This window comes from Polynucleobacter sp. AP-Nickl1-40-C4, from assembly GCF_035012665.1.
Lineage (GTDB): Bacteria > Pseudomonadota > Gammaproteobacteria > Burkholderiales > Burkholderiaceae > Polynucleobacter.
In genome coordinates, this window is the sequence record NZ_JAYGQR010000005.1 from 37127 (window position 1) to 63339 (window position 26213).

General features: G+C 46.0%; 30 protein-coding genes and 1 tRNA gene. 26 read left to right on the plus strand and 5 right to left on the minus strand.

What is annotated here, in order from left to right; genetic code table 11:
• The first annotated feature begins 1 nt into the window (after position 1).
• The 22 genes from VC182_RS06810 to priA all read left to right on the plus strand — a co-directional run bounded on the left by VC182_RS06810 (position 2) and on the right by priA (position 20845).
• A complete protein-coding gene (locus tag VC182_RS06810; protein ID WP_323484918.1) occupies positions 2-217 on the plus strand; it encodes a DUF3717 domain-containing protein in 216 nt (71 codons plus the stop codon).
• 106 nt (positions 218-323) lie between these two features.
• Positions 324-1091, plus strand: coding sequence for an ABC transporter ATP-binding protein (locus tag VC182_RS06815; RefSeq protein WP_323484919.1), 768 nt, complete (start codon positions 324-326; stop codon positions 1089-1091).
• On the plus strand, positions 1088-1792 hold the full coding sequence (locus VC182_RS06820) for an ABC transporter ATP-binding protein (protein ID WP_215358808.1): 705 nt from the start codon (positions 1088-1090) through the stop codon (positions 1790-1792). Before VC182_RS06815 ends, VC182_RS06820 begins: the two co-directional genes overlap by 4 nt.
• Before the next feature lie 22 nt (positions 1793-1814).
• Complete coding sequence (locus tag VC182_RS06825; RefSeq protein WP_072582039.1) at positions 1815-3038, plus strand: ABC transporter substrate-binding protein; 1224 nt, start codon at positions 1815-1817, stop codon at positions 3036-3038.
• 16 nt (positions 3039-3054) lie between these two features.
• Positions 3055-3975: a branched-chain amino acid ABC transporter permease gene (locus tag VC182_RS06830; RefSeq protein WP_072582040.1), complete on the plus strand. Its 921-nt coding sequence runs from the start codon at positions 3055-3057 to the stop codon at positions 3973-3975.
• A gap of 2 nt (positions 3976-3977) precedes the next feature.
• Positions 3978-4907 carry a branched-chain amino acid ABC transporter permease gene (locus VC182_RS06835; protein ID WP_323484920.1) on the plus strand — a complete coding sequence of 310 codons (930 nt, stop codon included), beginning with the start codon at positions 3978-3980 and terminating at the stop codon, positions 4905-4907.
• A 112-nt stretch (positions 4908-5019) separates the two neighbouring features.
• Positions 5020-5757 (plus strand): TSUP family transporter, encoded by a 738-nt coding sequence (locus VC182_RS06840; protein WP_323484921.1) that lies wholly within the window; start codon positions 5020-5022, stop codon positions 5755-5757.
• Positions 5758-5863: 106 nt separating this feature from the next.
• Complete coding sequence (mnmG, locus tag VC182_RS06845) at positions 5864-7786, plus strand: tRNA uridine-5-carboxymethylaminomethyl(34) synthesis enzyme MnmG (RefSeq protein ID WP_323484922.1); 1923 nt, start codon at positions 5864-5866, stop codon at positions 7784-7786.
• Positions 7779-8447 (plus strand): 16S rRNA (guanine(527)-N(7))-methyltransferase RsmG, encoded by a 669-nt coding sequence (rsmG, locus tag VC182_RS06850; protein ID WP_323484923.1) that lies wholly within the window; start codon positions 7779-7781, stop codon positions 8445-8447. Before mnmG ends, rsmG begins: the two co-directional genes overlap by 8 nt.
• A gap of 17 nt (positions 8448-8464) precedes the next feature.
• On the plus strand, positions 8465-9235 hold the full coding sequence (locus VC182_RS06855; protein ID WP_323484924.1) for a ParA family protein: 771 nt from the start codon (positions 8465-8467) through the stop codon (positions 9233-9235).
• A 23-nt stretch (positions 9236-9258) separates the two neighbouring features.
• Complete coding sequence (locus VC182_RS06860) at positions 9259-10152, plus strand: ParB/RepB/Spo0J family partition protein (protein ID WP_323484925.1); 894 nt, start codon at positions 9259-9261, stop codon at positions 10150-10152.
• A 22-nt stretch (positions 10153-10174) separates the two neighbouring features.
• Positions 10175-10663: an ATP synthase subunit I gene (locus VC182_RS06865; protein WP_072582121.1), complete on the plus strand. Its 489-nt coding sequence runs from the start codon at positions 10175-10177 to the stop codon at positions 10661-10663.
• Between the two features lie 31 nt (positions 10664-10694).
• The gene (gene atpB, locus VC182_RS06870) at positions 10695-11585 is read left to right on the plus strand and encodes a F0F1 ATP synthase subunit A (protein WP_072582047.1); all 891 of its coding nucleotides are present in this window, start codon (positions 10695-10697) and stop codon (positions 11583-11585) included.
• Between the two features lie 42 nt (positions 11586-11627).
• Positions 11628-11894, plus strand: a complete 267-nt coding sequence (gene atpE, locus VC182_RS06875) for a F0F1 ATP synthase subunit C (protein WP_028818346.1) — start codon at positions 11628-11630, stop codon at positions 11892-11894.
• Between the two features lie 63 nt (positions 11895-11957).
• Complete coding sequence (locus VC182_RS06880; RefSeq protein ID WP_323484926.1) at positions 11958-12428, plus strand: F0F1 ATP synthase subunit B; 471 nt, start codon at positions 11958-11960, stop codon at positions 12426-12428.
• A 1-nt stretch (position 12429) separates the two neighbouring features.
• On the plus strand, positions 12430-12966 hold the full coding sequence (locus VC182_RS06885) for a F0F1 ATP synthase subunit delta (RefSeq protein ID WP_323484927.1): 537 nt from the start codon (positions 12430-12432) through the stop codon (positions 12964-12966).
• Between the two features lie 45 nt (positions 12967-13011).
• On the plus strand, positions 13012-14553 hold the full coding sequence (atpA, locus tag VC182_RS06890) for a F0F1 ATP synthase subunit alpha (RefSeq protein WP_072582050.1): 1542 nt from the start codon (positions 13012-13014) through the stop codon (positions 14551-14553).
• Positions 14554-14570: 17 nt separating this feature from the next.
• The gene (gene atpG / locus VC182_RS06895; protein WP_215321258.1) at positions 14571-15440 is read left to right on the plus strand and encodes a F0F1 ATP synthase subunit gamma; all 870 of its coding nucleotides are present in this window, start codon (positions 14571-14573) and stop codon (positions 15438-15440) included.
• 55 nt (positions 15441-15495) lie between these two features.
• Complete coding sequence (gene atpD / locus VC182_RS06900) at positions 15496-16896, plus strand: F0F1 ATP synthase subunit beta (RefSeq protein WP_072582052.1); 1401 nt, start codon at positions 15496-15498, stop codon at positions 16894-16896.
• A 12-nt stretch (positions 16897-16908) separates the two neighbouring features.
• On the plus strand, positions 16909-17325 hold the full coding sequence (locus VC182_RS06905) for a F0F1 ATP synthase subunit epsilon (protein ID WP_323484928.1): 417 nt from the start codon (positions 16909-16911) through the stop codon (positions 17323-17325).
• Between the two features lie 9 nt (positions 17326-17334).
• Positions 17335-18453: a uroporphyrinogen decarboxylase gene (gene hemE, locus VC182_RS06910; protein WP_323484966.1), complete on the plus strand. Its 1119-nt coding sequence runs from the start codon at positions 17335-17337 to the stop codon at positions 18451-18453.
• A 265-nt stretch (positions 18454-18718) separates the two neighbouring features.
• Positions 18719-20845 (plus strand): replication restart helicase PriA, encoded by a 2127-nt coding sequence (gene priA / locus VC182_RS06915; RefSeq protein ID WP_323484929.1) that lies wholly within the window; start codon positions 18719-18721, stop codon positions 20843-20845.
• A 13-nt stretch (positions 20846-20858) separates the two neighbouring features.
• On the opposite strand, the gene gcvH is transcribed toward priA, so the two are convergent.
• Positions 20859-21251, minus strand: coding sequence for a glycine cleavage system protein GcvH (gene gcvH, locus VC182_RS06920; protein ID WP_323484930.1), 393 nt, complete (start codon positions 21249-21251; stop codon positions 20859-20861).
• Positions 21252-21330: 79 nt separating this feature from the next.
• On the opposite strand from gcvH, the gene VC182_RS06925 reads away from it, so the two are divergent.
• Positions 21331-21975 (plus strand): MBL fold metallo-hydrolase, encoded by a 645-nt coding sequence (locus VC182_RS06925; protein WP_216860748.1) that lies wholly within the window; start codon positions 21331-21333, stop codon positions 21973-21975.
• Between the two features lie 40 nt (positions 21976-22015).
• Here VC182_RS06925 and VC182_RS06930 read toward each other — a convergent pair whose 3' ends face one another.
• The 3 genes from VC182_RS06930 to VC182_RS06940 all read right to left on the minus strand — a co-directional run bounded on the left by VC182_RS06930 (position 22016) and on the right by VC182_RS06940 (position 23542).
• A complete protein-coding gene (locus tag VC182_RS06930; RefSeq protein WP_041396810.1) occupies positions 22016-22201 on the minus strand; it encodes a hypothetical protein in 186 nt (61 codons plus the stop codon).
• Between the two features lie 40 nt (positions 22202-22241).
• Positions 22242-23384: a fatty acid desaturase gene (locus tag VC182_RS06935; RefSeq protein WP_323484931.1), complete on the minus strand. Its 1143-nt coding sequence runs from the start codon at positions 23382-23384 to the stop codon at positions 22242-22244.
• An 82-nt stretch (positions 23385-23466) separates the two neighbouring features.
• Positions 23467-23542 (minus strand) — tRNA-Arg (locus VC182_RS06940).
• Positions 23543-23646: 104 nt separating this feature from the next.
• Between VC182_RS06940 and VC182_RS06945 the strand changes: the two genes are divergently transcribed.
• Positions 23647-23874: a hypothetical protein gene (locus tag VC182_RS06945; RefSeq protein ID WP_236638845.1), complete on the plus strand. Its 228-nt coding sequence runs from the start codon at positions 23647-23649 to the stop codon at positions 23872-23874.
• 52 nt (positions 23875-23926) lie between these two features.
• Here the strand turns inward: VC182_RS06945 and rsmI are convergent, their stop codons facing one another.
• Positions 23927-24820 carry a 16S rRNA (cytidine(1402)-2'-O)-methyltransferase gene (gene rsmI, locus VC182_RS06950; RefSeq protein ID WP_071464425.1) on the minus strand — a complete coding sequence of 298 codons (894 nt, stop codon included), beginning with the start codon at positions 24818-24820 and terminating at the stop codon, positions 23927-23929.
• A 104-nt stretch (positions 24821-24924) separates the two neighbouring features.
• Here rsmI and VC182_RS06955 point away from each other — a divergent pair, with 104 nt between their 5' ends.
• Together VC182_RS06955 and VC182_RS06960 are read left to right on the plus strand one after the other, a co-directional pair.
• The gene (locus tag VC182_RS06955; protein WP_071464426.1) at positions 24925-25527 is read left to right on the plus strand and encodes a phosphoheptose isomerase; all 603 of its coding nucleotides are present in this window, start codon (positions 24925-24927) and stop codon (positions 25525-25527) included.
• Positions 25528-25561: 34 nt separating this feature from the next.
• On the plus strand, positions 25562-26212 hold the full coding sequence (locus VC182_RS06960) for a BON domain-containing protein (RefSeq protein ID WP_323484932.1): 651 nt from the start codon (positions 25562-25564) through the stop codon (positions 26210-26212).
• The last annotated feature ends 1 nt before the right edge of the window (position 26213 follow it).

A 26213-nucleotide genomic window follows, 5' to 3' on the forward strand; every position in this document is an offset into this window, starting at 1 on the left:
CATGTTGTTTGTAACAATCCAAGAATTAGAGGCTGCCATCAACTACTGGCGTAGCCAGTCCCCATCAGAGGGTGATGAGTTGCGGCTCTGCCCTGAAGCCTCGGCCTTAGCCAAACCATATGCGTTAATGATTGTGCAGGGCGCCCAAAGGGTCCCGGTCGATGTATTGGACGAATTGGCTCGTTCAGCAATTCAGCAATTTCAAAAACTGACCTAAAAATTTTTTAGCGCTACCGCTTTAATTGTTTAGGGTAATTGCTATATAAACCCATGCCATCTTCGGGTATCCTCGTATTCTTGCTCCCAAGTAGGGGGTAGAGGGTATGACATTGCAAGAAACAATATTAAAAACAATCGGACTGGGGAAATCCTTTAAGGGATTTTCTGCGGTCACTGATGTGAACCTAGATGTCGCTCGGGGAACCATCCACGCTTTGATTGGGCCTAATGGAGCCGGCAAGACGACTTGCTTCAATTTGCTGACTAAGTTTTTAGAGCCCAGCAGCGGTCAAATCTTATTTAACGGTTTTGATATCACCAAAGAGGCCCCCGCACAAATTGCAAGACGGGGCATTATTCGCTCCTTTCAGATTTCCGCTGTTTTTCCACATTTAACGGTTATTGAAAATGTTCGTGTTGCACTGCAGCGAGGATTGGGTACGGAGTTTCACTTCTGGAAGTCTGGAAACTCTTTAAATGAGCTTAATGAGCGCGCACTAGAGCTTCTACATGAGGTTGGTTTGGAAGGTTTTGCCGACGAGGAAACTCTCAATCTAGCTTATGGCCGTAAAAGGGCGCTTGAAATTGCAACAACTTTAGCTATGGAGCCAGAGTTAATGCTTTTGGATGAACCCACCCAGGGAATGGGCCACGAAGATGTTGAGCGCGTAACAGAGTTGATTGATCGCGTGGCCAAGGGCCGCACTATTCTGATGGTTGAGCACAATATGAAGGTGGTTTCTTCAATTGCAGATCGTATTACCGTTTTACAGCGTGGCTCCGTGCTGGCTGAGGGTTCTTATCATGAGGTTTCAAACAACCCACTGGTTGTTGAGGCTTATATGGGTAGCCATGGGGGAGACAACCTATGAGCACCATGGCGCTAGAGGTTAAAAATTTAGAGTCTTGGTATGGTGAATCTCACATTTTGCATGGCGTGAATTTTGCTGTGCGTGATGGCGAGGTTGTTACTTTACTTGGAAGAAATGGCGCCGGTAGAAGCACCATTCTGAAGACCATCTTAGGATTAACTAGTAAAAGAACTGGTTCTGTAGAGGTCTATGGGGCGGAAACTATCTCCATGCCCACTTATAAGATTGCTCGTTTGGGGGTTGGTTTTTGCCCAGAGGAAAGAGGTATTTTTGCTAGCTTGAGTACAGAGGAAAACCTTTTACTTTTGCCAGAGATTGCGCCCGGCGGCATGGGTTTGGATGAGATTTATGAAATGTTTCCAAATCTCTATGAAAGAAGAAATAGCCCTGGCACCCGCCTATCTGGTGGTGAGCAGCAAATGCTAGCGATGGCGCGAATTCTGAGAACCGGCGCCAAGCTATTGTTATTGGATGAGATTACTGAGGGGTTGGCGCCCGTGATTGTGCAAAAGCTTGGAGAAGTTGTCACCAGTTTGCGCAACAAAGGCTTCACGATTGTGTTGGTTGAGCAAAACTTCCGCTTTGCTGCGCCCTTAGCTGATCGTCATTATGTAGTTGAGCATGGAAACGTGGTTGAGGTGGTGCAACAAAGCGAGCTTGCCGAAAAAGCAACTTTATTAAATGAGTATCTTGGGGTTTAGTGGATTTCTATAGGAGACGGTAATGAAGTTAAAGCAAATAACCGCGTGTCTGGTTGCGGCGACCATGTTTGGTTCAAACCCAGTGTTTGCACAAAGCGGATCAAAAGTAAGTGGCGATGTTGTAAAGATTGGCGTCTTAACTGACCTTTCCGGAGTCTATTCCGACTTGGCGGGCCCGGGCGCAGTGATTGCGGCAAAAATGGCGATTGCTGATTTCTCAAAAGACGGCACCGTTATTGGAAAGAAGATTGAGCTCGTAAGCGCTGACCACCAGAACAAAGCTGACATTGCCGCCAACAAAGCGCGTGAATGGTATGACAAAGACGGCGTTGATGTAATTGTTGAATTAGTTTCCACCAACGTTGCCTTGGCTGTAATGGAGGTTGCCGAGCAAAAGAACAAGATCACTTTGGTTTCCGGCGCTGGATCAGTTGCAATTACTAATGAAAAATGTACTGCCAACAACGTGCATTGGACTTATGACACTTACGCCCTTTCAAATGGCACGGGTAAGGCAGTAGTAAAGCAGGGTAAAAAGAACTGGTACTTCATTACCGCTGACTATGCTTTCGGTGCAGCCCTTGAAAAAGATGCCACTGCTGTTGTGACCGCTAACGGCGGTAAAGTTTTAGGCACCAGCAAACACCCATTCCCCAATAGCGATTTCTCTTCCTATCTTTTAAAAGCGCAGGCTAGTGGCGCAGATGTGGTTGCTTTGGCAAATGCAGGCCAAGATACCATTAACACCGTTAAGCAAGCCTCTGAATTTGGTATCAACAAAAAACAAACCGTTGTTCCTTTATTGATGTTTATCTCCGACGTGCATTCTTTGGGTCTACCCACTGCACAAGGCATGTACCTCACAGAAGGTTTCTATTGGGATAAAGATGACAAGACCCGCGCATTTTCAAAGCGCTTCATCTTGCAGCATAAGCGTATGCCAACAATGGTTCAGGCTGGCGTTTACTCATCTGTTCTTGCTTATTTAAATGCAGTACAAAAAGCAGGTACCGATGACACTCAAGCTGTGATGAAGGCATTAAAGTCTACAAACATCGATGATGGTCTTTTCAAAGGCAAGATTCGTGCCGATGGTAAGTTTGAGCATGACATGTATTTGTTAGAAGTGAAGAAGCCGGCTGACTCTAAGAGCCCATGGGATTACTACTATGTTCGTGCAACCATTCCTGCTGCAGAAGCTACTTTGCCGCTTTCACAATCGAAGTGCAAGTTAGTTAACAAGTAATAAATAGAAATCAAGAATGTTTGAACTTCTCGGAATTACCCCTCAAGGGCTGGTAGCCCAGCTCTTGGTGGGGCTTATTAATGGCTCGTTCTACGCCATATTGAGTTTGGGATTGGCCATTATTTTTGGCCTTCTCAACATCATTAATTTTGCGCATGGTGCTCAGTACACTATGGGCGCTTTTATTGCCTGGATTGGTTTAACCCAGATTAGCCAATGGCTTGGGTTCCCTGACCTAACCATTAATTATTGGTTTGCTCTGATTGTTGTGCCATTGGTTTTGGCGGGATTTGGCTTAATTCTGGAGCGCACGATGTTGCGCCGCCTGTACCACCTTGATCACCTATATGGCTTGTTGCTGACTTTTGGTTTGGCTCTCATTATTGAGGGCATGTTCCGTCATTGGTATGGAATTTCTGGTGAGAGCTACCCGGCCCCGGAGTTATTGCAGGGAGCGATTCCATTAGAGTCGCTTGGCATCATCTTGCCAAAGTATCGCATATGGGTTGTGGTGATTTCTATGACGGTATGTTTCTCAACCTGGTATGTGATTGAGAGAACAAAGTTGGGTGCCTATTTGCGTGCTGGAACCGAAAACCCTAAATTACTACAAGCCTTTGGTATCAATGTCCCGCTGATGATTTCTTTGGCCTACGCCTATGGCGTTGGTCTAGCAGGTTTTGCTGGTGTATTAGCAGCCCCCATTTTCCAGGTGAACCCGTTGATGGGTTCCAACCTCATCATTGTTGTGTTTGCGGTGGTGGTGATTGGTGGTATGGGCTCGATTATGGGTGCCATCCTTACTGGTTTGGGCTTGGGTCTGGTTGAGGGCCTGACTAAGGTCTTTTATCCAGAGGCCTCCGGCGTTGTGATTTTTGTGATCATGGCAATTGTTCTTTTGATTCGCCCTGCTGGACTGTTTGGGCGGGAGAAATAAGCATGAGTCCAAAAACAAAATTGCTTTACGGCATCTTGGTTTTAATTGCCCTGTTATTGCCCTTCCAAGATTTTATTTATCTCGTGTTTGCAATGAAGGTGTTGTGCTTCGCCCTTTTTGCATGCGCATTCAATTTGCTTTTGGGTTTTACCGGGCTTCTATCTTTTGGTCATGCAGCATTTTTTGGAACTGCTGCTTACATTACCGCCTACTTCTGCAAAGAAGCGGGCCTCTCCCCTGAGTTAGGAATTGTGTTGGGCGTTGTTGGCTCTGGTGTTTTGGGATTCTTAATTGGATCGTTGGCCATTCGCAGACAAGGCATTTACTTTGCGATGGTGACTTTGGCTCTTTCGCAAATGGTTTACTTTTTAGCTGTTCAGCTTCCATTTACGGGTGGCGAAGATGGAATACAGGGTGTCCCCCGCGGCATGTTATTTGGCTTGATTGACCTAAAGGACGATGTTGCGATGTATTACTTTGTTTTGGCGGTTTTCTTATTTGGCTTTGCCGTCATCATGCGCGCAGTGCACTCCCCGTTTGGTCAAGTTCTTAAGGCAATTCGTGAGAATGAGCCTCGTGCAATTTCCTTGGGTTATGACGTTGATCGTTTTAAGTTGATGTCTTTTGTGCTTTCCGCCGCATTATCTGGTATGGCTGGATCCATGAAATCTTTGGTGTTCCAGTTAGCAACACTGACCGATGTTCACTGGCACATGTCCGGTGAGGTTGTGTTGATGACTTTGCTTGGTGGTATGGGAACCATTTTGGGTCCGGTAGTTGGCGCCGGAATTGTTGTTGGTTTGCAAAACTATCTTGCTAATATTGGTTCGTGGAGCACGATTGCAACTGGCTTTATTTTTGTTGTTTGTGTTTTGGCTTTCCGCCGCGGCGTTGTTGGTGAAGTTGCTGCGTACTATAAGAACAAGAACTGAGTTTTTGTTTTTCCTTTTATTATTTGGTTTTAGTGCAGCGCATTCGTTGCACCCATAATTAAAAGAGACTCTCATCGAATTTTCAATTTTCATCTGGCCGCTGCTTTTGGCAATGGCTTTCTTTGCTGGTCTGGTTGATGCCGTAGCCGGAGGTGGTGGCTTGATTCAGGTGCCCGCCCTGTTTGCTGCTTACCCCAATGTTCCACCCGCAACTTTGCTAGCGACGAATAAGGTTGCTGCGGTTGGTGGGACTTTTAATGCCGCACGTAAATTTTTGCGCCATGTGTCATTACCTTGGGCAATTGTTTTGCCAGCAATCGTGGCAGGCTTTGTTGGATCCCTTTTGGGTGCAAATGCCGTTAGCAATTTTCCAGCTGAGCCTTTGCGCAAAGCCTTGCCGTTTGTATTGTTGTTTCTGTTGCTGTATACCTGGTTTCAGCCCTCACTTGGTGAGGCACACGCCCCGAAAATTCTTGGGCGCCTTCAACAGATCAAGGGTGTAATTCTTGGTTTAACGATTGGTTTTTATGACGGCTTCTTTGGCCCCGGTACCGGCAGCTTTTTATTGTTTGGTTTTGTGCGCTTTTTTGGCTTTGATTTTCTCCATGCGTCTGCTGCAACAAAATTGGTAAATGTGGCAACCAATCTGGCAGCTATTTTGATGTTGGCTAGTCTCGGTCAAATTAACTGGCCTCTTGGGTTTGCAATGATGATTGCTAATATTGCAGGCAGTCAGTTTGGTAGTCGCTTGGCAATTAAGCATGGCAGCGCCTTTGTGAGAAAGGCCTTTTTGCTTATTGTTAGTGTGCTGATATTGAAGTCAGCCTGGAATGCTTATTTTATCAATTAAATCAAATACTTAGAGATATATCCATTGTTTTTATAAGATTTTTTGATCTTTTGTTTCACGTGAAACAAACAAAATGCTATGATCATCGCCCTATCTGAGGCAAATCATGCGTTATTCCAAAAGTTTCGATGTCATTGTGGTTGGCGGCGGTCACGCTGGGACTGAGGCCGCGCTTGCGTCGGCACGCATGGGCTGCGATACCCTATTAATTACTCATAGCATTGAAAATTTAGGCGCTATGAGTTGCAACCCCTCTATTGGCGGGATTGGCAAGGGACATTTGGTCAAAGAAATTGACGCCATGGGTGGCGCAATGGCTGCCGCGACAGATGAGGCTGGTATTCAGTTCCGCATCCTAAATTCTAGTAAAGGCCCCGCTGTTCGAGCTACTCGCGCTCAGGGTGACCGAGTTCTATATAAAGCGGCTATTCGCCGCCGTCTAGAAAATCAACCTAACCTAAGTCTTTTTCAAGCTGCCGTTGACGATTTATTGGTTAAGGGTGATGAGGTCCAGGGCGTAGTTACCCAAATGGGCTTGGAGTTTATTGCCAAAAAAGTGGTGCTGACGGCTGGTACCTTTTTGGATGGAAAGATCCATGTTGGCTTAAATAATTATGCTGGTGGGCGTGCCGGTGATCCTGCCGCAGTTTCTTTATCGGCTAGATTAAAGGAGTTGAAGCTTCCTCAGGGAAGGCTGAAAACCGGTACTCCACCTCGTATTGATGGTCGAACAATCGACTTCTCAGTCATGCTTGAGCAGCCTGGGGACTTGGATCCTGTACCAGTGTTTTCTTATTTGGGGCGTCCAGAGCAGCATCCTAAGCAGGTTCCTTGCTGGATTTCTCATACAAACGAAAAGACTCACGATATTATTCGAGGCGGTTTAGATCGTTCACCTATGTATACCGGTGTGATTGAGGGAGTTGGCCCCCGTTACTGCCCTTCTATTGAGGACAAGATTCATCGTTTTGCCTCCAGAAACAGTCACCAGATCTTCTTGGAGCCAGAGGGCCTAACAACTAACGAGTTTTACCCCAATGGGATTTCTACCAGCCTACCTTTTGATGTTCAGTGGGACTTAGTCCGCAGCATTCGGGGTATGGAGTCTGCGGTGATTGTTCGCCCTGGTTATGCAATTGAGTACGACTTCTTTGATCCACGCCAATTGCGCCATAGCCTTGAGACAAGGGCTATTGGCGGACTTTACTTCGCTGGTCAAATCAACGGCACCACGGGCTACGAAGAGGCTGCAGCGCAGGGTATGCTGGCGGGAATCAATGCTGGCTTGGCAGCGAAAGGCAAAGAGCCTTGGCTTCCAAAACGCAGCGAGTCCTATATTGGCGTTTTAGTTGACGATCTAATTACCCGTGGAGTTCAGGAGCCGTACCGCATGTTTACAAGCCGAGCAGAATATCGCCTGAGCTTACGCGAAGACAATGCAGATATGCGCCTAACCACAATTGGGCGCGAGCTTGGATTGGTGGACGACTATCGTTGGGAGGTGTTTTGCAGAAAACAGGAAGCTGTTTCACGTGAAACATCTCGCTTGCAAGATATTTGGGTTGGGCCAAAACATGAGGCTGCCCCCCTAGTTTCTCAGTTGCTAGGTCAAGACCTGTCTCATGAATGCAACTTAACGGAGTTATTGAGACGCCCAGGGGTTACTTATGAAGCAATTACTGCTTTGGGTGACGGAATGTGGGCTCCTGAAACTTTAGATGAGGATCTTGGCTTGGCGTCTCAAATTAGCGACCAGGTAGAAATCTCAGTTAAATACCAGGGTTATATTGATCGTCAGGCGACAGAAATCGCTCGTCAAGAACACAATGAATCATTCCCCTTATCGGAATCATTGGATTATTCCCAGGTTATTGGCTTATCTAAAGAGGTTCAGCAAAAGCTGAATTTGCATAAACCCGAAACATTGGGTCAGGCTGGCCGCATTTCAGGGGTAACGCCTGCTGCCCTTTCGCTTTTATTGGTGCACCTTAAAAAGGGCTTGGGCCGCACTCAAGAAACCCATGAGTGAGGGTTTGCTTGCCTTGGGGATTGAGGATCTTGGGTTGGAATTAAGCCCAAGCAATATCGCCGATTTAGAGTTGTTTTTGCAAGAAATGGGACGCTGGAACCAAGTTCATAATCTCACGGCAATCGAGGGTGAGAAAGACTCTATTCGACTGCATCTCATTGATTCTATTGCAGTTTTGCCAGTATTGAAGCGCTTCTTAAAGGGCTCGTCTCCTAAGATTGCTGACCTTGGTTCAGGAGGTGGGTTGCCGGCCATTCCAATTGCTATTGTTCAGCCAGATTGGCACCTTTCATTAATTGAAGCAATTCGGAAAAAGACGGCTTTTTTGCAGCATGTGCGCGGAAAACTGAAACTGAAAAACATTGAGGTGCTCTGTGAAAGAGTGGAAGATGCTGCAATGCAACAACCGGCACAGTTTGATGCAGTGATTTCTAGGGCGTTTACAAATCTCGCACGTTTTTTGGATTTGTCTTTGCCCTTCTTAAAGCCCGATGGCCTGGTATTTGCAATGAAGGCCAAGCGCGCTGACGACGAAATGAAAGATGTTTCCATGGACGATTGGCGCTTAGTTGCCGATGAGCCCCTTCACATCCCTAATTTAGCGGTGGAGCGACGCCTTTTGGTGTTGGCCCCCGTGAGAAAATCCACCCTCACCTCTTAAGTAAACCAAAAGTAGCCATGGCAAAAATTTTCTGTATCGCAAATCAAAAAGGTGGTGTTGGTAAGACCACTACCGCCGTTAATTTGGCGGCGGGTTTAGCAGGGCTACAACAGCGTGTTTTGTTGGTGGACCTTGATCCTCAGGGTAATGCCACGATGGGCTCCGGAGTAGAGAAGGCAGACTTAAACGCAAGCGTATATCAGGTATTAATTGGTATGACAGCAGTTAAAGAATGTGTGCAGCGTTGCGAAAGCTCTGGGTACGACGTGTTGCCGGCGAATCGTGATTTAGCGGGCGCTGAAATTGAATTGGTAGATCTAGATTTGCGCGAAGCACGTTTGAAAGATGCGCTTGCTCATGTGGCGAATGATTACGATTTTATTTTGATTGATTGCCCACCCGCTTTGTCTTTGCTAACGCTCAATGGCTTGTGCGCAGCAAATGGCGTGATTGTTCCAATGCAGTGTGAATATTTTGCATTGGAAGGTTTATCTGATTTAGTGAACACCATCAAACAAGTCCATGCAAACTTGAATCCCGATTTAGTGATCATTGGATTGCTGCGCGTCATGTTTGATTCACGCATGACTTTGCAACAACAGGTTTCTGATCAACTGCTTGAACACTTCGGCGACAAAGTATTTAAGACCATTATTCCGCGCAACGTCCGTCTTGCCGAGGCCCCGTCTTATGGCCTTCCTGGCGTTGCCTTCGATAAATCGTCGCGTGGTGCAAAAGCCTATTTAGAGTTTGGTGCTGAGATGGTTGAGCGCATCAAGCACATGTAATTTTTAGAAAGAAAATAAAGATCATGGTTGCCGTTAAGAAAAAAGGTTTAGGTAGAGGCCTTGAAGCGTTGCTTGGAGAGAAGACGCAGCAAGCAAATTCTTCCACTGAAATCAATCGTTTGCCATTAACTGCTTTGCAGGCAGGCAAATATCAGCCACGTCAAAAAATGGAAGCCGGTGCATTGCAAGAGTTGGCAGAAAGTATTCGCGAGCAAGGTGTTATGCAGCCCCTTTTGGTTCGCCTCGTGGCTCCCGGTAAGTACGAAATTATTGCGGGCGAAAGACGCTTTCGTGCGGCAACCATTGCGGGCTTAAAGGAGGTTCCTGTTTTAGTTTCTGGTGCCGATGATCAGGCTGCGGCAGCAATGGCCCTGGTAGAAAACATGCAGCGAGAGGATTTAAATCCTCTCGAAGAATCGCAGGGTTTAGCCAGATTGATTGAGGAGTTTGGCTTTACACATGAGCAGGCAGCAAAGGCGGTAGGCAAATCCCGAAGTGCCATTACGAACCTATTGCGCCTTGCACAGCTCGCAAAGCCAGTCCAAGCCATGCTGTTGGCTGGGGATATCGATATGGGGCATGCTCGTGCACTTTTACCCCTTCCAGGCTCTAGCCAGGTAGCTTTAGCCCAACGAATTTTCGCCCAGGGCCTTTCCGTTCGTGAAGCAGAGAGAATGACTGCCGCTTTGGTGATTGCTGGAGGGCAGGTTGGCGACAAAAAAGCCAAAAGTAAGCTCGGCACTTCCACGCCTAGTGCCGATCCAGACATGCAGCGTTTAACCCAGGAAATAGCAGATTTGATAGGTTTAAGCGCTCAATTTAAGCTCAAAGGCAAGGGTGGGGAGCTCATTCTCCGCTTTAGCCAATTCGACGAACTCGATTCCTTATTAAAAAAGTTGGGTATTGCTGCTGATTAGCGGCTTACTGGAAATAAATTTTGTGAACAAAAAGCAGCCATTGAGCACCTCTGAATGGGACGAGGTCGAGGAAGATTCCTTTAAAACACTCAGCAAAGAGGAAATGGATGCATTGCGTAAATTAAAACCACGCAGTTTTGCTTCTATCAATTCATGGTGGGTTGTCTTAAGTCAGGTGGCGATCACTATAGCAATTGCGGCTGCTTGCTATGTATTTTCAAGTCCAGCCGACAAAAACGTTTATACTTATTCGGCTTTAGTAGGCGGTTTGATTGGATTTTTGCCTTCCGCGTTGTTTTTGATGCGCATTGAGGCGGCAAAAAAGAGTGTCAAATCCAGCCCCGGCGGCTTTTTGGCGGCAGTAGTTTCTGGTGAATTTATAAAAATCCTAGCAACTATTGCTTTGTTCATAGGCTTTGCCCTAAAGCAGCCTGATTTGAATTGGATCCCGTTGCTTGTTACTTATTTGGCTACGCTTAAGTGTTATTTGTTAGCGTGGTTTTGGAAGTAACAAGACGCAAATAAACAAGGACAAGCAATAGATGTCTAGCGAAGTTAACGCAGCAGCAGAAGCGGCCCATCACGTGGCTAGCGAACCGCTTACACCCACTGCTTATATTGCAGAGCATTTACAAAACCTAAACAATATTGGTGGGGCACAGTCCTCCATTATTGATTTCAGCGTTATCAATTTAGACACAATGTTTTGGACCACCCTCATGGGCCTGGTCGCGGTTTTCCTGCTAGTGATCGCCGCTCGTAGAGCATCCCCAGGAGTTCCAGGCCGTTTTCAATGTTTGGTTGAAATGTTGGTTGAAATGGTTGAGACCCAATCAAAAGGCATTGTGCACGGTGATAGATCCTTTATTGCCCCGCTAGCGCTTTTCGTTTTCTGTTGGATCATTCTTTTAAATACGCTTGATTTGATCCCGGTTGACTGGGTCGTTGGTGTAAATCACTTTATTGGTAACTTTGGCGTTCATGTGCCTCACCATAAGATTGTTCCAACTACAGATTTGAACGCCACTTTAGGCTTATCGTTCTCAGTGCTGCTTTTGGTTTTCTTTTATAGCTTCAAGGTTAAAGGCGTCGGCGGCTTTATGCATGAGCTGATCTCTGCTCCATTTGGTGCCAAGTGGTATCTCATGCCCTTCAATCTTGTTTTGAATATCATCGAATATGTTGCTAAGGGCGTTTCTTTGGGAATGCGACTTTTTGGAAACATGTATGCGGGCGAGCTGATCTTTTTATTGATCGCCTTGTTAGGAAGTATTTGGACCTTTAATTTGGATTTATCGATGTTAGGCTTTGTTGGCAACGTGCTTGCTGGCTCTGCTTGGGCGATCTTCCATATCTTGGTCATTTTGTTACAAGCCTTTATTTTCATGATGTTGACCTTGGTTTACATTGGCCAAGCTCATAGTCACCATTAACCTTTTTATTTTTAACCTCACTTTCAATACTTAGGAGTAAACATGCAAGCATTCTTAGCCAACATTCAAGGACTAACCGCTATCGGTATCGGCCTCATCATCGGCCTCGGCGCTTTAGGAGCCTGTTTAGGCATTGGCCTCATGGGTGGCAAGTTCATTGAGGGCGCAGCCCGTCAACCAGAACTCATCAACGAATTGCAAACCAAGATGTTCCTTTTGGCTGGTTTGATCGATGCTGCGTTCTTGATCGGCGTCGGTGTTGCGATGTTGTTTGCTTTCGCAAACCCACTGCTCGCAGTTATTAAGTAATTGTTTTGGCGTGGATGACCAACAAGTCATCCAACTGTTCTCAACAATACTGAAAGGAATATCGTGAATCTGAACGCGACCCTATTCGCGCAAATGATCGTTTTCTTCGTTTTATGGTGGGTTGTTGCACGTTTTGTGTGGCCACCGCTAGTTAAGGCGTTAGATGAGCGTTCAAGCAAAATTGCCGATGGTTTAGCTGCTGCCGATCGTGGAAAAGAAGCACTCGCATTGGCCAGCAATGAAGCTGAGCAAGAATTATCTAAAGCACGCCAAGAAGGTGTGCAACGTGTTGCCGAAGCCGAAAAACGTGCACAAATGTCAGCCGAAGAAATTCGCGCTAACGCACAAGCTGAAGCTGCTCGAATCATTTCTCAAGCTCAACAAGATGCAGCTCAACAAGTTACTCGCGCACGTGAAGTATTGCGCGCAGAAGTTGCTGTTCTAGCTGTTAAAGGTGCCGAGCAAATTTTGCGTCGTGAGGTTGATGCAAAAGCTCACGGCCAGTTGCTTGATCAACTAAAGGCAGAACTTTGATATGGCTGAATTAGCCACTATTGCACGTCCTTATGCGGAAGCGCTTTTTCAAAGCGCCAAGCCGGCTGAGTTTGCAGGCTGTTTGGGGCAACTAAACGAATTGGCACAGCTTGCAGCTTTGCCAGAAGTTGCTGCTTTATCAAACAATCCAAAAGTATCCGCTGACGATTTGAGCAAGTTGCTTTCTGGCATGGTGAAAACCAAGCTAGACCCTAAGGTTGCTAGCTTTTTGAATCTTGTGAATCAAAACCACCGCTTAGCAGCTGTTCCTGAAATTGCCCATCAATTTGAAGCAATGAAGAACAAAAGCGAAGGCGCTGCAGAAGTAAATATTACTAGCGCATTCCCTTTAGAGGGTTCTGCGTTAAATGATTTGTTGTCAAGTTTGAAGAAGCGCTTTGGGGGTAAAGAATTGCGCCCAACTATCCAAATTGATCCAACATTGATTGGCGGAGTTCGCATTCAAGTTGGCGATGAAGTAATGGATAGTTCAGTTAAGGCCCAGTTAGCTCAAATGCAAGCAAGTCTTGGCGCATAAGTGATCCCTATTAAGAACATACGAAATAAGACCCAGGAGCAAGTAATGCAACTCAACCCTTCCGAGATCAGCGAGCTGATCAAAAGCCGAATTAGCGAATTGGGCGTTGACTCCCAAGTTCGCAACGAAGGCACTGTAATTTCAGTGACCGACGGTATTTGCCGCGTACATGGCTTGTCAGGCGTTATGCAGGGCGAAATGTTGGAATTTCCTAACAACACTATCGGCCTTGCATTAAACCTTGAGCGCGATTCTGTTGGTGCCGTAGTGTTGGGCGAATACACTCACATTAAAGAAGGCGACCCAGTCAAATGTACGGGCCGTATTTTGGAAGTTCCAGTTGGCCCAGAGTTGCTTGGTCGCGTTGTAAATGCACTCGGTCAGCCTATTGATGGCAAAGGCCCAATCAATACGAAGTTAACTGACTTTATCGAAAAAGTTGCTCCTGGCGTTATCGCACGTCAATCTGTTAGCCAGCCAGTTCAAACTGGTTTAAAGGCGATTGATGCGATGGTTCCAATTGGCCGTGGTCAGCGTGAGTTGATCATTGGTGACCGCCAAACTGGTAAGACAGCCGTTGCGGTTGACGCGATCATTAACCAAAAAGGTAAAGGCGTTTATTGCGTTTACGTTGCGATCGGTCAAAAAGCTTCTACTATTGCTAACGTTGTTCGCAAGCTCACAGAATTGGGCGCGATGGAGTACACCGTTGTTGTTGCGGCGAGTGCTTCTGAGTCTGCAGCGATGCAGTATCTCTCTGCATACGCAGGTTGCACAATGGGCGAGTACTTCCGTGATCGCGGCGAAGACGCTTTGATTGTTTACGATGACTTGACCAAGCAAGCCGTTGCTTATCGTCAAATCTCCTTGTTGCTCCGCCGCCCACCAGGCCGCGAAGCTTATCCTGGCGACGTTTTTTACCTCCACTCACGCTTGCTCGAGCGCGCTGCTCGTGTAAATGCTGAGTACGTTGAGAAGTTCACCAACGGCGCAGTAAAAGGCAAGACTGGTTCATTGACAGCATTGCCAATCATCGAAACTCAAGCTGGCGACGTTTCTGCATTCGTTCCAACTAACGTAATTTCGATTACTGACGGTCAGATCTTCTTGGAAACTGACTTGTTCAACGCTGGTGTACGTCCTGCGATTAACGCCGGTATTTCTGTTTCCCGCGTTGGTGGTGCTGCACAAACTAAAGTGATTAAGAAGTTATCTGGCGGTATTCGTACTGACTTGGCGCAATATCGTGAATTGGCAGCGTTTGCTCAGTTCGCATCTGACCTTGACGAAGCAACCCGCAAGCAGCTCGAGCGCGGTCGTCGCGTTACGGAATTGTGTAAGCAAGCTCAGTACAAGCCACTCCAAGTCTGGGAAATGGCCGCTTCACTTTATGCTGTTAATAACGGCTACTTCGATGATCTCGAGGTAAAGAACGTATTGCCATTCGAAAAAGGCTTGCAAGATCATTTGAAATCTAAATTCGCTGACTTAGTTGCGCGTATTGAAGAAACCAAGGATTTGAGTAAAGATGACGAAGCTGCATTGCGCGCTGCTATTGAGGATTACAAGCGTTCTGCCTCTTTCTAAGAGGGCTCGCATAAATCATGGCAAGCACAAAAGAGATACGATCTAAGATCAAGAGCGTGCAAAACACGCGCAAGATCACGAAGGCAATGGAAATGGTCGCCGCATCCAAGATGCGTCGCGCCCAAGAGCGCATGCGTAATGCGCGTCCATACGCTGAAAAAATTCGTGAGATTGTTGCCAATCTATCAAAAGCTAATCCTGAGTTCCGCCCTGCTTACATGGCAACTCGTGAGGTGAAGAAAGTTGGCACGATTTTGGTTACTACAGACAAAGGCCTGTGCGGTGGTTTAAATACCAACGTCTTGCGTTTGATTGCTAACCAAGTGCGCGATTTGCAAGAAAAAAATGTTGAGATTGCGTACACCGCAATTGGTTCAAAAGGTTTGCAATTTTTGAATCGCTCAAAAGCAAAATTGATTTCTCAAACAATTCAAATTGGCGATACACCACATATGGATGTTTTGATTGGCGCAATTGTTGCCCAATTAGAAGCGTTTGAGCGTGGCGAGATTGATGCCGTTTATTTGGCATTTACCCGCTTTGTAAATGCAATGAAACAAGAGCCTGTTTTAGAAAAACTCTTACCTTTGGAGCCAGAAGCTTTGACTCCACAAGAGAAAACAGGCAATTCTTGGGATTACATCTACGAACCTGACGCAGAGTCTATTTTGAATGGCCTGCTTAAGCGTTACGTTGAGGCAATGATTTATCAGGCAGTTGCTGAAAACATGGCTTCTGAGCAGTCTGCACGTATGGTCTCTATGAAGGCCGCTTCAGATAATGCGAAGAACGTCATTGGCGAATTGCAATTGGAATACAACAAAACACGACAGGCTGCTATTACTAAAGAGTTGTCAGAAATTGTTGGCGGAGCGGCTGCGGTTTAAGCGGTCAGCGTTTAGGAATACGAAAGAATTCAGGAATTAAAAGCGGAGAAATGCGATGAGTAACGGAAATATCGTGCAATGTATCGGTCCAGTGGTGGACATTCAGTTCCCACGCGACAAAATGCCAAACATTTATGATGCTTTGACATTAGTTGATAGCGGTGAAAAATCATTTGCTGAAAAAGGTTTGACCTTTGAAGTTCAGCAACAAATTGGTGACGGCGTAGTTCGCGCTATTGCCATGGGCGCAAGCGATGGTTTGCGTCGTGGCATGGAAGTGAAATCTACTGGCGGTCCAATTTCTGTGCCTGTTGGCCCAGCAACACTTGGGCGCATTATGGACGTTTTAGGTCGCCCAATTGATGACGCAGGTCCGATTGCAACTGAAGAGCGTCGTGCTATTCACCAGCCAGCACCGAAGTTTGATGAGCTTTCACCTTCTGTGGACTTGTTAGAAACTGGTATTAAGGTTATTGACTTAGTTTGCCCGTTTGCTAAAGGCGGTAAGGTTGGCTTGTTCGGTGGTGCGGGTGTTGGTAAGACCGTGAACATGATGGAGTTGATTAACAACATCGCTAAGCAACACTCAGGTTTATCAGTGTTCGCCGGTGTTGGTGAGCGTACTCGTGAAGGTAATGACTTCTACCACGAGATGAAAGAATCTAACGTTATCGACAAAGTAGCGATGGTGTTTGGTCAGATGAATGAACCTCCTGGCAACCGTTTGCGCGTTGCGTTAACTGGTTTGACAATGGCCGAAGCGTTCCGTGACGAAGGCCGTGACATTTTGTTCTTCGTTGACAATATTTATCGCTACACATTGGCCGGTACTGAAGTTTCTGCGTTACTCGGTCGTATGCCTTCTGCTGTGGGTTACCAGCCTACATTGGCTGAAGAGATGGGCAAATTGCAAGAGCGTATTACTTCTACCAAGACTGGTTCCGTTACCTCTATTCAGGCCGTTTACGTTCCTGCGGATGACTTGACCGATCCGTCACCAGCTACAACCTTCTTGCACCTTGACTCCACAGTTGTGTTGTCACGTGATATTGCTGCATTGGGTATTTATCCAGCGGTTGATCCATTGGATTCCACTAGCCGTCAGCTCGACCCACAAGTAGTTGGTCAAGAGCACTACGAAGTAGCTCGTGAAGTACAGATGACATTACAGCGTTACAAAGAGTTGCGCGACATTATTGCTATTTTGGGTATGGATGAGTTGTCACCTGAAGATAAGTTATCTGTATCACGTGCTCGTAAGATTCAGCGTTTCTTGTCACAGCCTTTCCACGTTGCTGAAGTGTTTACTGGTTCACCAGGCAAATACGTTCCATTGAAAGAAACTATTCGTGGTTTCAAAATGATCTGCAGCGGCGAATTGGATCACTTGCCTGAGCAAGCGTTCTACATGGTGGGTTCAATTGATGAAGCCATCGAGAAAGCCAAGAAGCTTTAATCTAGGGAAATTATGTCAACCATACGCGTCGATGTAGTGAGTACTGAGCAGTCTATTTTCAGCGGGGAAGCCAAGTTTGTTGCACTTCCTGGCGAAAGTGGGGAGCTCGGCATTTTGCGCGGCCACACTCCTTTGATTACACGTATTCGTCCAGGCTCAGTTCGTATTGAAAAAGCTGATGGTGATGAAGAGTTTGTTTTCGTAGCAGGTGGCTATTTAGAAGTTCAGCCAGATCGCGTTACTGTTTTAGCGGATACCGCTATTCGCGGACATGATCTTGATGAAGCTAAAGCGATTGAAGCTAAGAAACGTGCTGAAGAAGCGATGCAAAACCGTGGCACTGACTTTGATTTGGCTTTGGCCCAATCTGAGTTTGCAATGGCGGCTGCACAGCTGGCTGCAATTGCACGTTTCCGTCGTAAAAAGTAATAGCTGGTCATCTCCTTGCTGTTAAATGATCGGTTTTTAAAGGCCTGCCTGGGCGAAGCGGTTGATCAAACACCGCTTTGGCTCATGCGTCAAGCCGGTCGATATCTTCCCGAGTACAACGCTACTCGCGCCAGAGCTGGAAGTTTTTTAGGGCTCGCAAAAAATCCTGCATACGCTACTGAAGTAACCCTTCAACCTTTAGATCGCTATCCATTGGATGCGGCGATTTTATTCTCCGATATTTTGACTATCCCTGATGCCATGGGATTGGGCTTGAAATTTACCGCTGGCGAAGGCCCAAGCTTTGAACATCCTCTTCGCACTGAAGAGGCGGTTATGAAATTACGCGTTGCTGACATGGATCAGCTCAAATATGTATTTGATGCGGTTTCAGAAATTCGGAAAGCATTGATACAGGATGGCAAGCAGCGTGTTCCATTAATTGGTTTCTCGGGAAGCCCGTGGACATTGGCGTGCTATATGGTTGATGGTTCAAGTGCCGATGATTTTCGTCATGCCAAAACGATGATGTTTAGTCGTCCTGACTTGATGCAGCATATCCTTGATATTAATGCTCAGTCAGTGGCAGCCTATTTGATAGAGCAAGTTAAAGCAGGCGCTCAAGCTTTGATGATTTTTGATACTTGGGGTGGAATGCTGCCAGATGGCTGGTATCAAAAAATGTCTCTGGCCTCAATGCAAAAAGTGATTTCTTTATTGCCACGCGAACATGAAGGCAGAAAAATTCCAGTAATCATGTTTACCAAAGGCGGCGGGATTTGGTTGAACGATATGGCGCAAGTTGGTGCTGATGTTATTGCCATTGATTGGACAATGTCGCTGAGTCGCGCACGCAAACAATTGCTGGCATTGAACAAGCCATTAGCATTGCAAGGTAATTTAGACCCGCTTATTCTGTTCTCAGAGCCAAAACAAATTGCGCAGCAAGCAAACCTCCTGCTTGAGGATTTGGCGAGTGCTCCAGCCCTTAAATCGGGCTTACATCCTCTAGACGGACATGTCTTTAACCTAGGGCATGGGATTTCTCAATTTACCCCTCCTGAAAGTGTTACGGCTCTCGCCGAAGCGGTCATTGAGCGCTCAAGGGCTCTCAGGACAAAGTCGTAATACTGAGTGATTGCTAACTTGCCGCTAGGATTTTTGGCGAAAGTTATGCACAGATAGCGGGAAAATTCGAAATTCAGTGAGATTGCGAATAAAGATGAAAATTCACTTTCGAATATCTTTGTAAGTTACTGATTTATATAAATAATTACTAAAAAGCTTTAAAAGGGTGCAGAATCCGAAAGCTGATAAATTAGCTTATAAATCAGAATCCTCGGATGATATCCACAGACTTATCCACAAGCAAACTAGAGATTTGAAGTAAATCATGCCCCCTCCAATCGTTGTCCAAGTTGTTGTTGATAAGCCCCTTGCCCAGGGCTTTGACTACTTGTGGGACGAAGAGGCATTAGGGTGCGACCCACAAGTGGGGGTAATAGTTGAGGTTCCCTTTGGGCACAGCTCACTGGTGGGATTGGTAATTAAAGTAAGTGCTCACTCGGATTATGAACTAGATAAATTAAAAGGGGTAAGCAAGATTGCGCCCCTTCCCCCCTTGGACCCTGCAATATTGAAGTTAATGAACTTTGCCAGCCAGTATTACATTCATGCGCTAGGCGAGACCATTATTCCCACCATTCCACAGATGTGGAAAAAGCCTGATGATTGGGAAAAGATCCCCAAGAAATTAGCTGCAGATCAAGAAAAGCAAAAGAAAAAAAACAAGCTAGAGGCCGTTGAGGGATTTGTTGATGAGGCCCAGCTGAACGATGGTCAAAAACTCGCCTTAGAAAAATTACGCACTATTCCTTCGGGAGAATTCAAAGCAATACTGTTGCAGGGACAAACTGGTAGTGGAAAGACTGCTGTATTTTTAAATTGGTTGAGTGGTATTTTGGAGGATGCGAGTGCACAAGTATTGCTCTTGGTCCCTGAAATTAATTTAACGCCACAGTTGGAGCGCAGAGTGCGCGCTTATTTTCCAGATAAAAAAATGGTGGTGCTTCATAGCGGTGTCAGTGAGAAAGTAAGAGGCATTGCTTGGTATGAGGCGATGACTGGTCAGGCCCAAATTATTTTGGGAACAAGATTGGCTGCATTAACCCCCCTTCCTAATCTACGCGCCATTGTTGTGGATGAAGAGCATGATCCATCTTATAAACAGCAAGATGGTATTCGTTACTCTGCAAGGGATCTTGCGATATGGCGTGCCCACGACCTTAAGATACCGATCTTATTGGCCTCTGCTACACCATCGCTTGAGACTTGGATGGCTGCCAGGGCTGGTCGTTATGAATATATTCGCCTAGATCAGCGCGCTCAAGGCGCAAGTTTGCCAAAAGTGCATTTGATCAATACGCGCGATCCACAAACGCAATTTAGTCCGGGTGATATAGAGAAGCCAAAATCCAAAAGCCTGATTACTAAAACCCTTGCGAATGCGGTTAGTCAGAATCTAGAAAATAAGCAGCAAAGCTTAATACTGATCAACCGACGAGGTTATGCTCCAGTGCTTAGCTGTGGCGCTTGCTCATGGCTCTCAAGATGCGAGCAATGCAGCTCCTATATGGTGCTGCATAAAGCTGGAGCATTAAGCAGGAAATCAGTTTTAAGTTGCCACCATTGCGGCTTGGTTAAATTGATTCCAAACCATTGCCCTGATTGTGGCAATGCCGACTTGAAGACCTTGGGACAGGGAACTCAAAAGATTGAAGATGCTATTGAGGAGATGTGGCTGGCTGCAAGAGTGCTGCGAGTCGATACAGACTCCAGCAGAAAGAGTAAGGGTGCCGAAGAGCTCTTTCAGGAAATTCACGAAGGCAATGTCGATATTGTGGTTGGGACCCAGATGATTGCCAAGGGGCACGATTACCAAAATATTGGCTTAGTAGCTGTATTGGATGCTGACAGCAGATTGTTTTCTCAAGATTTTAGGGCTGCAGAGCGATTATTTGCACAGCTAGTTCAGGTTGCAGGACGGGCTGGGCGATCCAATAAGGATGGTGAAGCAGGCGGCGCTATTTATATTGAAACCCAGTTCCCAGAATCTGCGGTTTTTCAGTTTTTACTGCGCCATGACGTAGATGGGTTTTTAAGCTTTACGGCCAATGAAAGAAAAGAAGCGGGTTTGCCGCCATTTGCCTATCAGGCTCTCATCCATGCTGAGGCTAAAAGTTTAGATAAAGCAATTCAGTTTTTGAGTGGTTTGAAAGGATATTTAAAGTCTCGGGGCCACATCAATAAAGGCCTCAGAGTCTATGATCCAGTACCTAAGGCGATGATGCGAGTAGCTGGATCGGAGCGCGCTCAACTTCTGGTGGAGTCTGATGATCGAAAAACCCTGCAAGAAATCTTAGAGGCGATGGATCTTTATTTGCGAGAGAACTCTCAGGGGCGCATTAGTAAAGAAGGGCGCATTCGTTGGTTAATTGAGCGCGACCCTATTTCAATCTGATTGATTTCAGATATCAGGCGCCAGGGCCCGCGTTATATATTTCTGGGGTCAGGAGTTGATTGAGTTCTTCGTTAAGAATTTCATCGGAGGCGGGTTTGATTTTGAATAGCCAAACACCGTATGGATTTTCATTGACGATCTCGGGTGATGCATCCACTGCTTCATTGAGGGCAACAATCTCCCCGCTTATGGGTGCATGAATATCGCTAGCCGCCTTTACCGACTCAATAACGGCAATAGCCTCACCTTGCTTTACTTGTTGTCCAAGTTTTGGGGCTTGAAAGAACATCACATCACCTAGCGCTTCTTGCGCATGATTGCTAATGCCAACCCACACTAAACCGTCATTTTCCTGATCGGCCCATTCGTGAGTTTCTGCAAATTTAAATGTATCTTGGCTATTCATTGTTTTATCCTTTAGGTGCATTTTATGCCGACTCCCCTAAACTAGCTTTCCCCAATGATTCACTTAACTATTTGTACGTATGCCAATTAAATTAGGAATTGTTCCTGTTACTCCGTATGAGCAAAATTGCTCGATTTTGGTTTGCCAGGAGACTGGCGATGCTGCTGTCGTTGATCCTGGCGGGGATATTGAAAAGATCCTTGAGGGCGTTAAGCAGATGGGTGGCAAGGTTAAAAAGATATTACTGACGCATGGACATTTAGATCACTGCGCGGCCGCCAAAGACTTGGCTGATCAGCTTGGTGTGCCTATTGAGGGGCCACAAGAAGAGGAGCGTTTTTGGATTGATCAGCTGCCAGAACAAACAGTGCGTTTTGGTTTTGGGCATGCCAAAGTTTTCGAGCCTGATCGTTGGTTAAATAATGGCGATCATGTGCAGGTGGGAAATATTGATCTAGAGGTATTTCATTGCCCTGGTCACACACCTGGTCACGTTGTATTTTTTGACAAAGAAGATCGTCTTGCAATTGTGGGCGATGTTTTATTCGCGGGCTCAATTGGCAGAACTGATTTTCCGCGTGGTAATCATGCAGATTTAATTAATGCGATTAAAACCAAATTGTGGCCCTTGGGAGATGATGTACAGTTTGTTCCTGGTCACGGACCAATGTCGACGTTTGGTCAAGAGCGCAAAACGAACCCCTATGTGGGAGATGGCGCGTAGCTAATTAATGAATCTAGATATTTGAACTACAAGTGAGTAATTAGGTTTTTGCTGAACCGGTACGATGCGTACGGTTGTAGAGGCAACTTGCGCAAATCCAACGTTGTTTGCGATTGCTTGTCGGAATCCATGTGCCACCCTCAAGTCGTTTTTCACGGCTGCAAGAAGAGCAAAATTTCAGGCTCTGGGAGGTTTCTTGGGTAGCTGCTGGAGTCGATGTAGTCATGGGTAATCCGGGTAAGGCAAATCTTATACAGAGATCTATTTTACCCGTTTTGTCCCGCTGGGGCTGGGGTTAGCACAACCCGAACCGAATCAGCCGTTTTGTTGCCGTCAAAATCTAACCAGGCCTTGTTTTCAAAGTCATAGAGCTTGCACTTACGCGCAGTATCAAAATACCAGCTCCAAGAGAACTTTTGCACAAAAATACGATCTGGAAGGATCGTTTCTAGGGTCTGTTGGGCCTCTGGCAGGCGATAAAGCGGTACGCTCATATCCACATGGTGCGCAGTGTGCTCCATGATGTGGTGCATCAATTTGCCCCAAATCCAGTTAAAAGTCAGGTGAACGGTTGTGGATACAAACGGCTGGGCGCGTAACCACTCCGATTTCTTGTCATACCAAGAGACTTTTGGATGGGTATGGTGCACGTAAACCACAAATCCAATCATGCCGTTCCAGAACAAGAATGGCACCGCAAAGCCAGTGATCAAGCCAATCCAAATAGACTGCCCGGTAGCGATGGCTCCAGCAATTAAGCAACCAATCCAAATGATTGCAAATGCGGTAACAAGCAAATTGTCTTTTAAGAAAATGGGACGATCACCAGGTTTGTTTTTTGCATTTGGGAAGTACTCACGTCTCCACCAAATTTCAATGAGGTAATAAAAAACAGGGCCCCAGCCGCTACGGTAAAGGCGCTCTAGAGCCTTACGCAACGGGGGAAGTGCGTCGTATTCTGATTTTGATAGGGGTGCCCATACAAAATCAAAACCCTTTAGATTGGTTTGACCGTGATGTACAACGTTATGACCAACATCCCACAAGCTATATGGTGTGAGAGATGGCAAGAACGCAATACGACCTAACACTTTGTTCAGTTCGCGATTGGGTGTGTAACTTTGATGGCAAGCATCGTGACCCAATATAAAGATGCGACCTGTTACAAAACCGGCAATCAAACCAAAAACAATTTTGAGCAACACGCTCTCTACGAAGATTGTTCCTGCGATACAGCCAAGCCAGAGGAAGGCATCAATTGCTAGGAGCATGATTGCGCGCCCAGTTTCGCCCTGTGCCATCGGGATTAGCCAGCTTCGAATGATTTTTCGATGCGGTAATGGCGCCTCTGGGTGCAAAGGATTAGTTAGGGAAGGCTCTGAAAGGGCGGTATTTAGATGTGTAGACACGATAAGAATCAATAAGTTAGGTGCAAATGATAGCGGTTTTCGCAATTTCACGCATGATGTAGGTCAAAAACCCCTTGATTTTTGGCGCGCCCGGCAGGAATCGAACCTGCGACCCTTGGCTTCGGAGGCCAATACTCTATCCACTGAGCTACGGGCGCTAGTGGAAAAACTGGTTACCCCTCTATTGTAAGTGTCTATAACCCTTCTCTCTAGTTATAATCTCGACAAAACAACCCTGAAACCCGTCAAACGATAAATTCTTATGAGCAACGAGCACGGAAGTCTAATTAAGTCCCCAAAACAACTCATCATCATGGTGTTCGCAAGCTTTTTCGTGCCACTCATCATCATTTTGTTATTAATGGTGTTTGTGAACAATGGCAAGCGCGCAGATTCATCTGCATCTGCCGATCAAATTATTAAGCCAGTGGGGCAACTCAATTTTAAAGATGCTAGCGAGCCTGCGGCTCCTGCTACTAGCGCCAAATAAGTCTTTAGCGCATATTTAAAAGCTGGCCTTGTGCCAGCTTTTTTATTTTCATTTATTCACTCTTTGCATCTAAGGCAACTTGATAGGCTTCTTTTTTTGTGAGGCCTAAAGTTTGCGAAAGAACGGCAGCAATTTCTTTGCTCCCCATATAAGGGCTCAGCGCATTAGCCCACAACAAGAGAGCTGAATGCTCTGGAGTCTCATCGCTATTGGCTGATCGCCCTGCAACCACGATGACAAATTCACCCTTAAGGCTCTCTGCCACCTCTAGCCAGTGAGTAACGTCTTGCGCTTGAAGTGGCACTAGTTGCTCAAATTTTTTGGTTAACTCACGGCAGACTAAAAGCTGACGATCAGCCTCTAAATTTTTTGCAAGCAATGCAAGTGTTTCTTTAATGTGGTGCGGAGACTCGAAAAAGATGCTTGCCTTTTTGCTGCTGGAGATATCGTGCAGCAGAGCATCACGCTCTTTAGTTTTATTGGGCCAAAAACCTAAAAACTGAAAGCGTCCTTCCGAGTGATGCATCACTGAGCCGGCTGCTGAGATGGCGCTTGATACAGCGCTTGCGCCCGGAATGGGAATTACTCTTAGCCCTGCTTTTTGAACCTCATTTACCAGCTTTGCCCCTGGGTCCGAGACTCCCGGGGTTCCGGCATCTGAAATATAAGCCCAGCGCTCATTGTTCAAAAGGTGTTGTATGACTGTTTGAGCGCCGCCAATTTCATTGTGTTCGTGCAACGCTAAACATTTTTTATGAATGCCAAATTGTTGGAGTAATGCCGCACTATGTCTGGTGTCTTCACAAGCAATCCCATCGACTGAATTGAGAACATGCAGGGCGCGTAAAGTAATGTCGCCCAAATTGCCGATAGGTGTCGCAACCATATACAGAGCTCCTACAGGTAAATCCTGCTGCTTTAAGAAATCGAAAGAGCTAAGTTCCATGGGGGCTGCCTGCAAAAAGTTAAACAATTAGTAAGAGGATACGTTGCTTTTGGGATAAGCTGATTGCTACTGAAATTAGGACATCTTTGGCGCATAATATTGTTATGGAAAAAGATATCAACGAACGTTTGCGTCTGCGTGCCTCCCAGCATTTTCTGGACAGCATTGCCGTGAAACAAGAGGCTGAAAAACTGCTCCCCGAATCTGTTGCTAGGGGCGTACTGGCGATGGTCGATTGTTTGCGTGCCGGCGGTAAGATCATGGCCTGTGGCAATGGTGGTTCTGCAGCCGATGCGCAGCACTTTGCAGCAGAGCTCGTTGGTCGTTTTGAAAGGGAGCGCCAAGAGTTGGCTGCAATTGCTTTGACGACCGACACTTCAATTCTTACGGCCATTGGAAATGACTATAGCTACGATGAGATTTTTAGTAAGCAAGTTCGCGGTCTTGGGAAAAAAGGTGACATTCTGTTGGGTATTTCAACCTCAGGGAATTCGAAGAACGTGATTAAAGCCATTGAGGCTGCCAAAAAGCTCGGTATGAAAATTATTGCATTCACCGGCAATGGTGGCGGCAAGATAGCTCAGTTATTAGATAAAGATGATATTCACTTGTGCGCACCATCAACGCGTACAGCGCGCATTCAAGAAACGCATTTGGTTTTGCTGCATGCTTTATGTGATGGCGTAGATCATGTTTTGCTTGATTAAAAATTATTGATAGCTCACATTAGAAAACAGATCCATGAAAATTTTTTCCACGTTTAAATTACTTATTGTTTTACTCATAGTCACGCAGTTAACTGCGTGTGGGGTATTGGCTGTTGGCGGTGTTGCTGCTGGAGCAACAGTGCTCGCAGACCGTCGCACACCAGCCGTACAAGCAATCGATAAAGGAATTGAGTTAGAGGCAGAAAATGCGTTAGCAAAACGCTTTGGCGATAACGCACACATTAACGTGACTTCATTTAATCAAAAAGTATTGCTCACTGGCGAAGTGAAGGATGCTGATATTGAGGGTGAGGCAGGCGCTTATGTCAAGGCGATGAAAAATGCGCGAGCCGTGTTTAATGAATTGGTTATTGGACCCAACAGTAGCTACACATCACGTGCAAACGATTCTTATCTTGAATCTAAGATCAAAACACAAATGGTCTTTACAGATCAGTTGCCGTCAAACTCTATGGTTATAGTCGCAGAAAGTAGCAGCGTTTATCTTATGGGCATCTTGACTCAAAGTGAGGCTGACCTTGCTAAGAAAGTTGCGAGTAATGCAAATGGCGTAAAAGATGTTTACGTTTACTTTGACATCATTTCTGAAGAAGAAAAAGTGCGTCTAGAAAAGCAAGGCAAAGCAGATCAAACTCAACCTAGTAGCCCTCCAAAATTTCAATAAT

Bases quoted from the DNA above. Each gene is read 5' to 3' on its own strand.
- VC182_RS06905 (WP_323484928.1), top strand. From the start codon at position 16,909: ATGTCAACCATACGCGTCGATGTAGTGAGTACTGAGCAGTCTATTTTC.
- VC182_RS06825 (WP_072582039.1), top strand. From the start codon at position 1,815: ATGAAGTTAAAGCAAATAACCGCGTGTCTGGTTGCGGCGACCATGTTT.
- VC182_RS06835 (WP_323484920.1), top strand. From the start codon at position 3,978: ATGAGTCCAAAAACAAAATTGCTTTACGGCATCTTGGTTTTAATTGCC.
- VC182_RS06960 (WP_323484932.1), top strand. From the start codon at position 25,562: ATGAAAATTTTTTCCACGTTTAAATTACTTATTGTTTTACTCATAGTC.
- VC182_RS06810 (WP_323484918.1), top strand. From the start codon at position 2: ATGTTGTTTGTAACAATCCAAGAATTAGAGGCTGCCATCAACTACTGG.
- VC182_RS06840 (WP_323484921.1), top strand. From the start codon at position 5,020: ATGGCTTTCTTTGCTGGTCTGGTTGATGCCGTAGCCGGAGGTGGTGGC.
- atpD (WP_072582052.1), top strand. From the start codon at position 15,496: ATGAGTAACGGAAATATCGTGCAATGTATCGGTCCAGTGGTGGACATT.
- atpA (WP_072582050.1), top strand. From the start codon at position 13,012: ATGCAACTCAACCCTTCCGAGATCAGCGAGCTGATCAAAAGCCGAATT.
- VC182_RS06830 (WP_072582040.1), top strand. From the start codon at position 3,055: ATGTTTGAACTTCTCGGAATTACCCCTCAAGGGCTGGTAGCCCAGCTC.
- VC182_RS06955 (WP_071464426.1), top strand. From the start codon at position 24,925: ATGGAAAAAGATATCAACGAACGTTTGCGTCTGCGTGCCTCCCAGCAT.
- mnmG (WP_323484922.1), top strand. From the start codon at position 5,864: ATGCGTTATTCCAAAAGTTTCGATGTCATTGTGGTTGGCGGCGGTCAC.
- atpB (WP_072582047.1), top strand. From the start codon at position 10,695: ATGTCTAGCGAAGTTAACGCAGCAGCAGAAGCGGCCCATCACGTGGCT.
- VC182_RS06925 (WP_216860748.1), top strand. From the start codon at position 21,331: ATGCCAATTAAATTAGGAATTGTTCCTGTTACTCCGTATGAGCAAAAT.
- VC182_RS06815 (WP_323484919.1), top strand. From the start codon at position 324: ATGACATTGCAAGAAACAATATTAAAAACAATCGGACTGGGGAAATCC.
- VC182_RS06945 (WP_236638845.1), top strand. From the start codon at position 23,647: ATGAGCAACGAGCACGGAAGTCTAATTAAGTCCCCAAAACAACTCATC.
- atpE (WP_028818346.1), top strand. From the start codon at position 11,628: ATGCAAGCATTCTTAGCCAACATTCAAGGACTAACCGCTATCGGTATC.
- priA (WP_323484929.1), top strand. From the start codon at position 18,719: ATGCCCCCTCCAATCGTTGTCCAAGTTGTTGTTGATAAGCCCCTTGCC.
- VC182_RS06855 (WP_323484924.1), top strand. From the start codon at position 8,465: ATGGCAAAAATTTTCTGTATCGCAAATCAAAAAGGTGGTGTTGGTAAG.
- VC182_RS06885 (WP_323484927.1), top strand. From the start codon at position 12,430: ATGGCTGAATTAGCCACTATTGCACGTCCTTATGCGGAAGCGCTTTTT.
- rsmI (WP_071464425.1), bottom strand. From the start codon at position 24,820: ATGGAACTTAGCTCTTTCGATTTCTTAAAGCAGCAGGATTTACCTGTA.
- VC182_RS06860 (WP_323484925.1), top strand. From the start codon at position 9,259: ATGGTTGCCGTTAAGAAAAAAGGTTTAGGTAGAGGCCTTGAAGCGTTG.
- VC182_RS06820 (WP_215358808.1), top strand. From the start codon at position 1,088: ATGAGCACCATGGCGCTAGAGGTTAAAAATTTAGAGTCTTGGTATGGT.
- VC182_RS06930 (WP_041396810.1), bottom strand. From the start codon at position 22,201: ATGACTACATCGACTCCAGCAGCTACCCAAGAAACCTCCCAGAGCCTG.
- gcvH (WP_323484930.1), bottom strand. From the start codon at position 21,251: ATGAATAGCCAAGATACATTTAAATTTGCAGAAACTCACGAATGGGCC.
- rsmG (WP_323484923.1), top strand. From the start codon at position 7,779: ATGAGTGAGGGTTTGCTTGCCTTGGGGATTGAGGATCTTGGGTTGGAA.
- atpG (WP_215321258.1), top strand. From the start codon at position 14,571: ATGGCAAGCACAAAAGAGATACGATCTAAGATCAAGAGCGTGCAAAAC.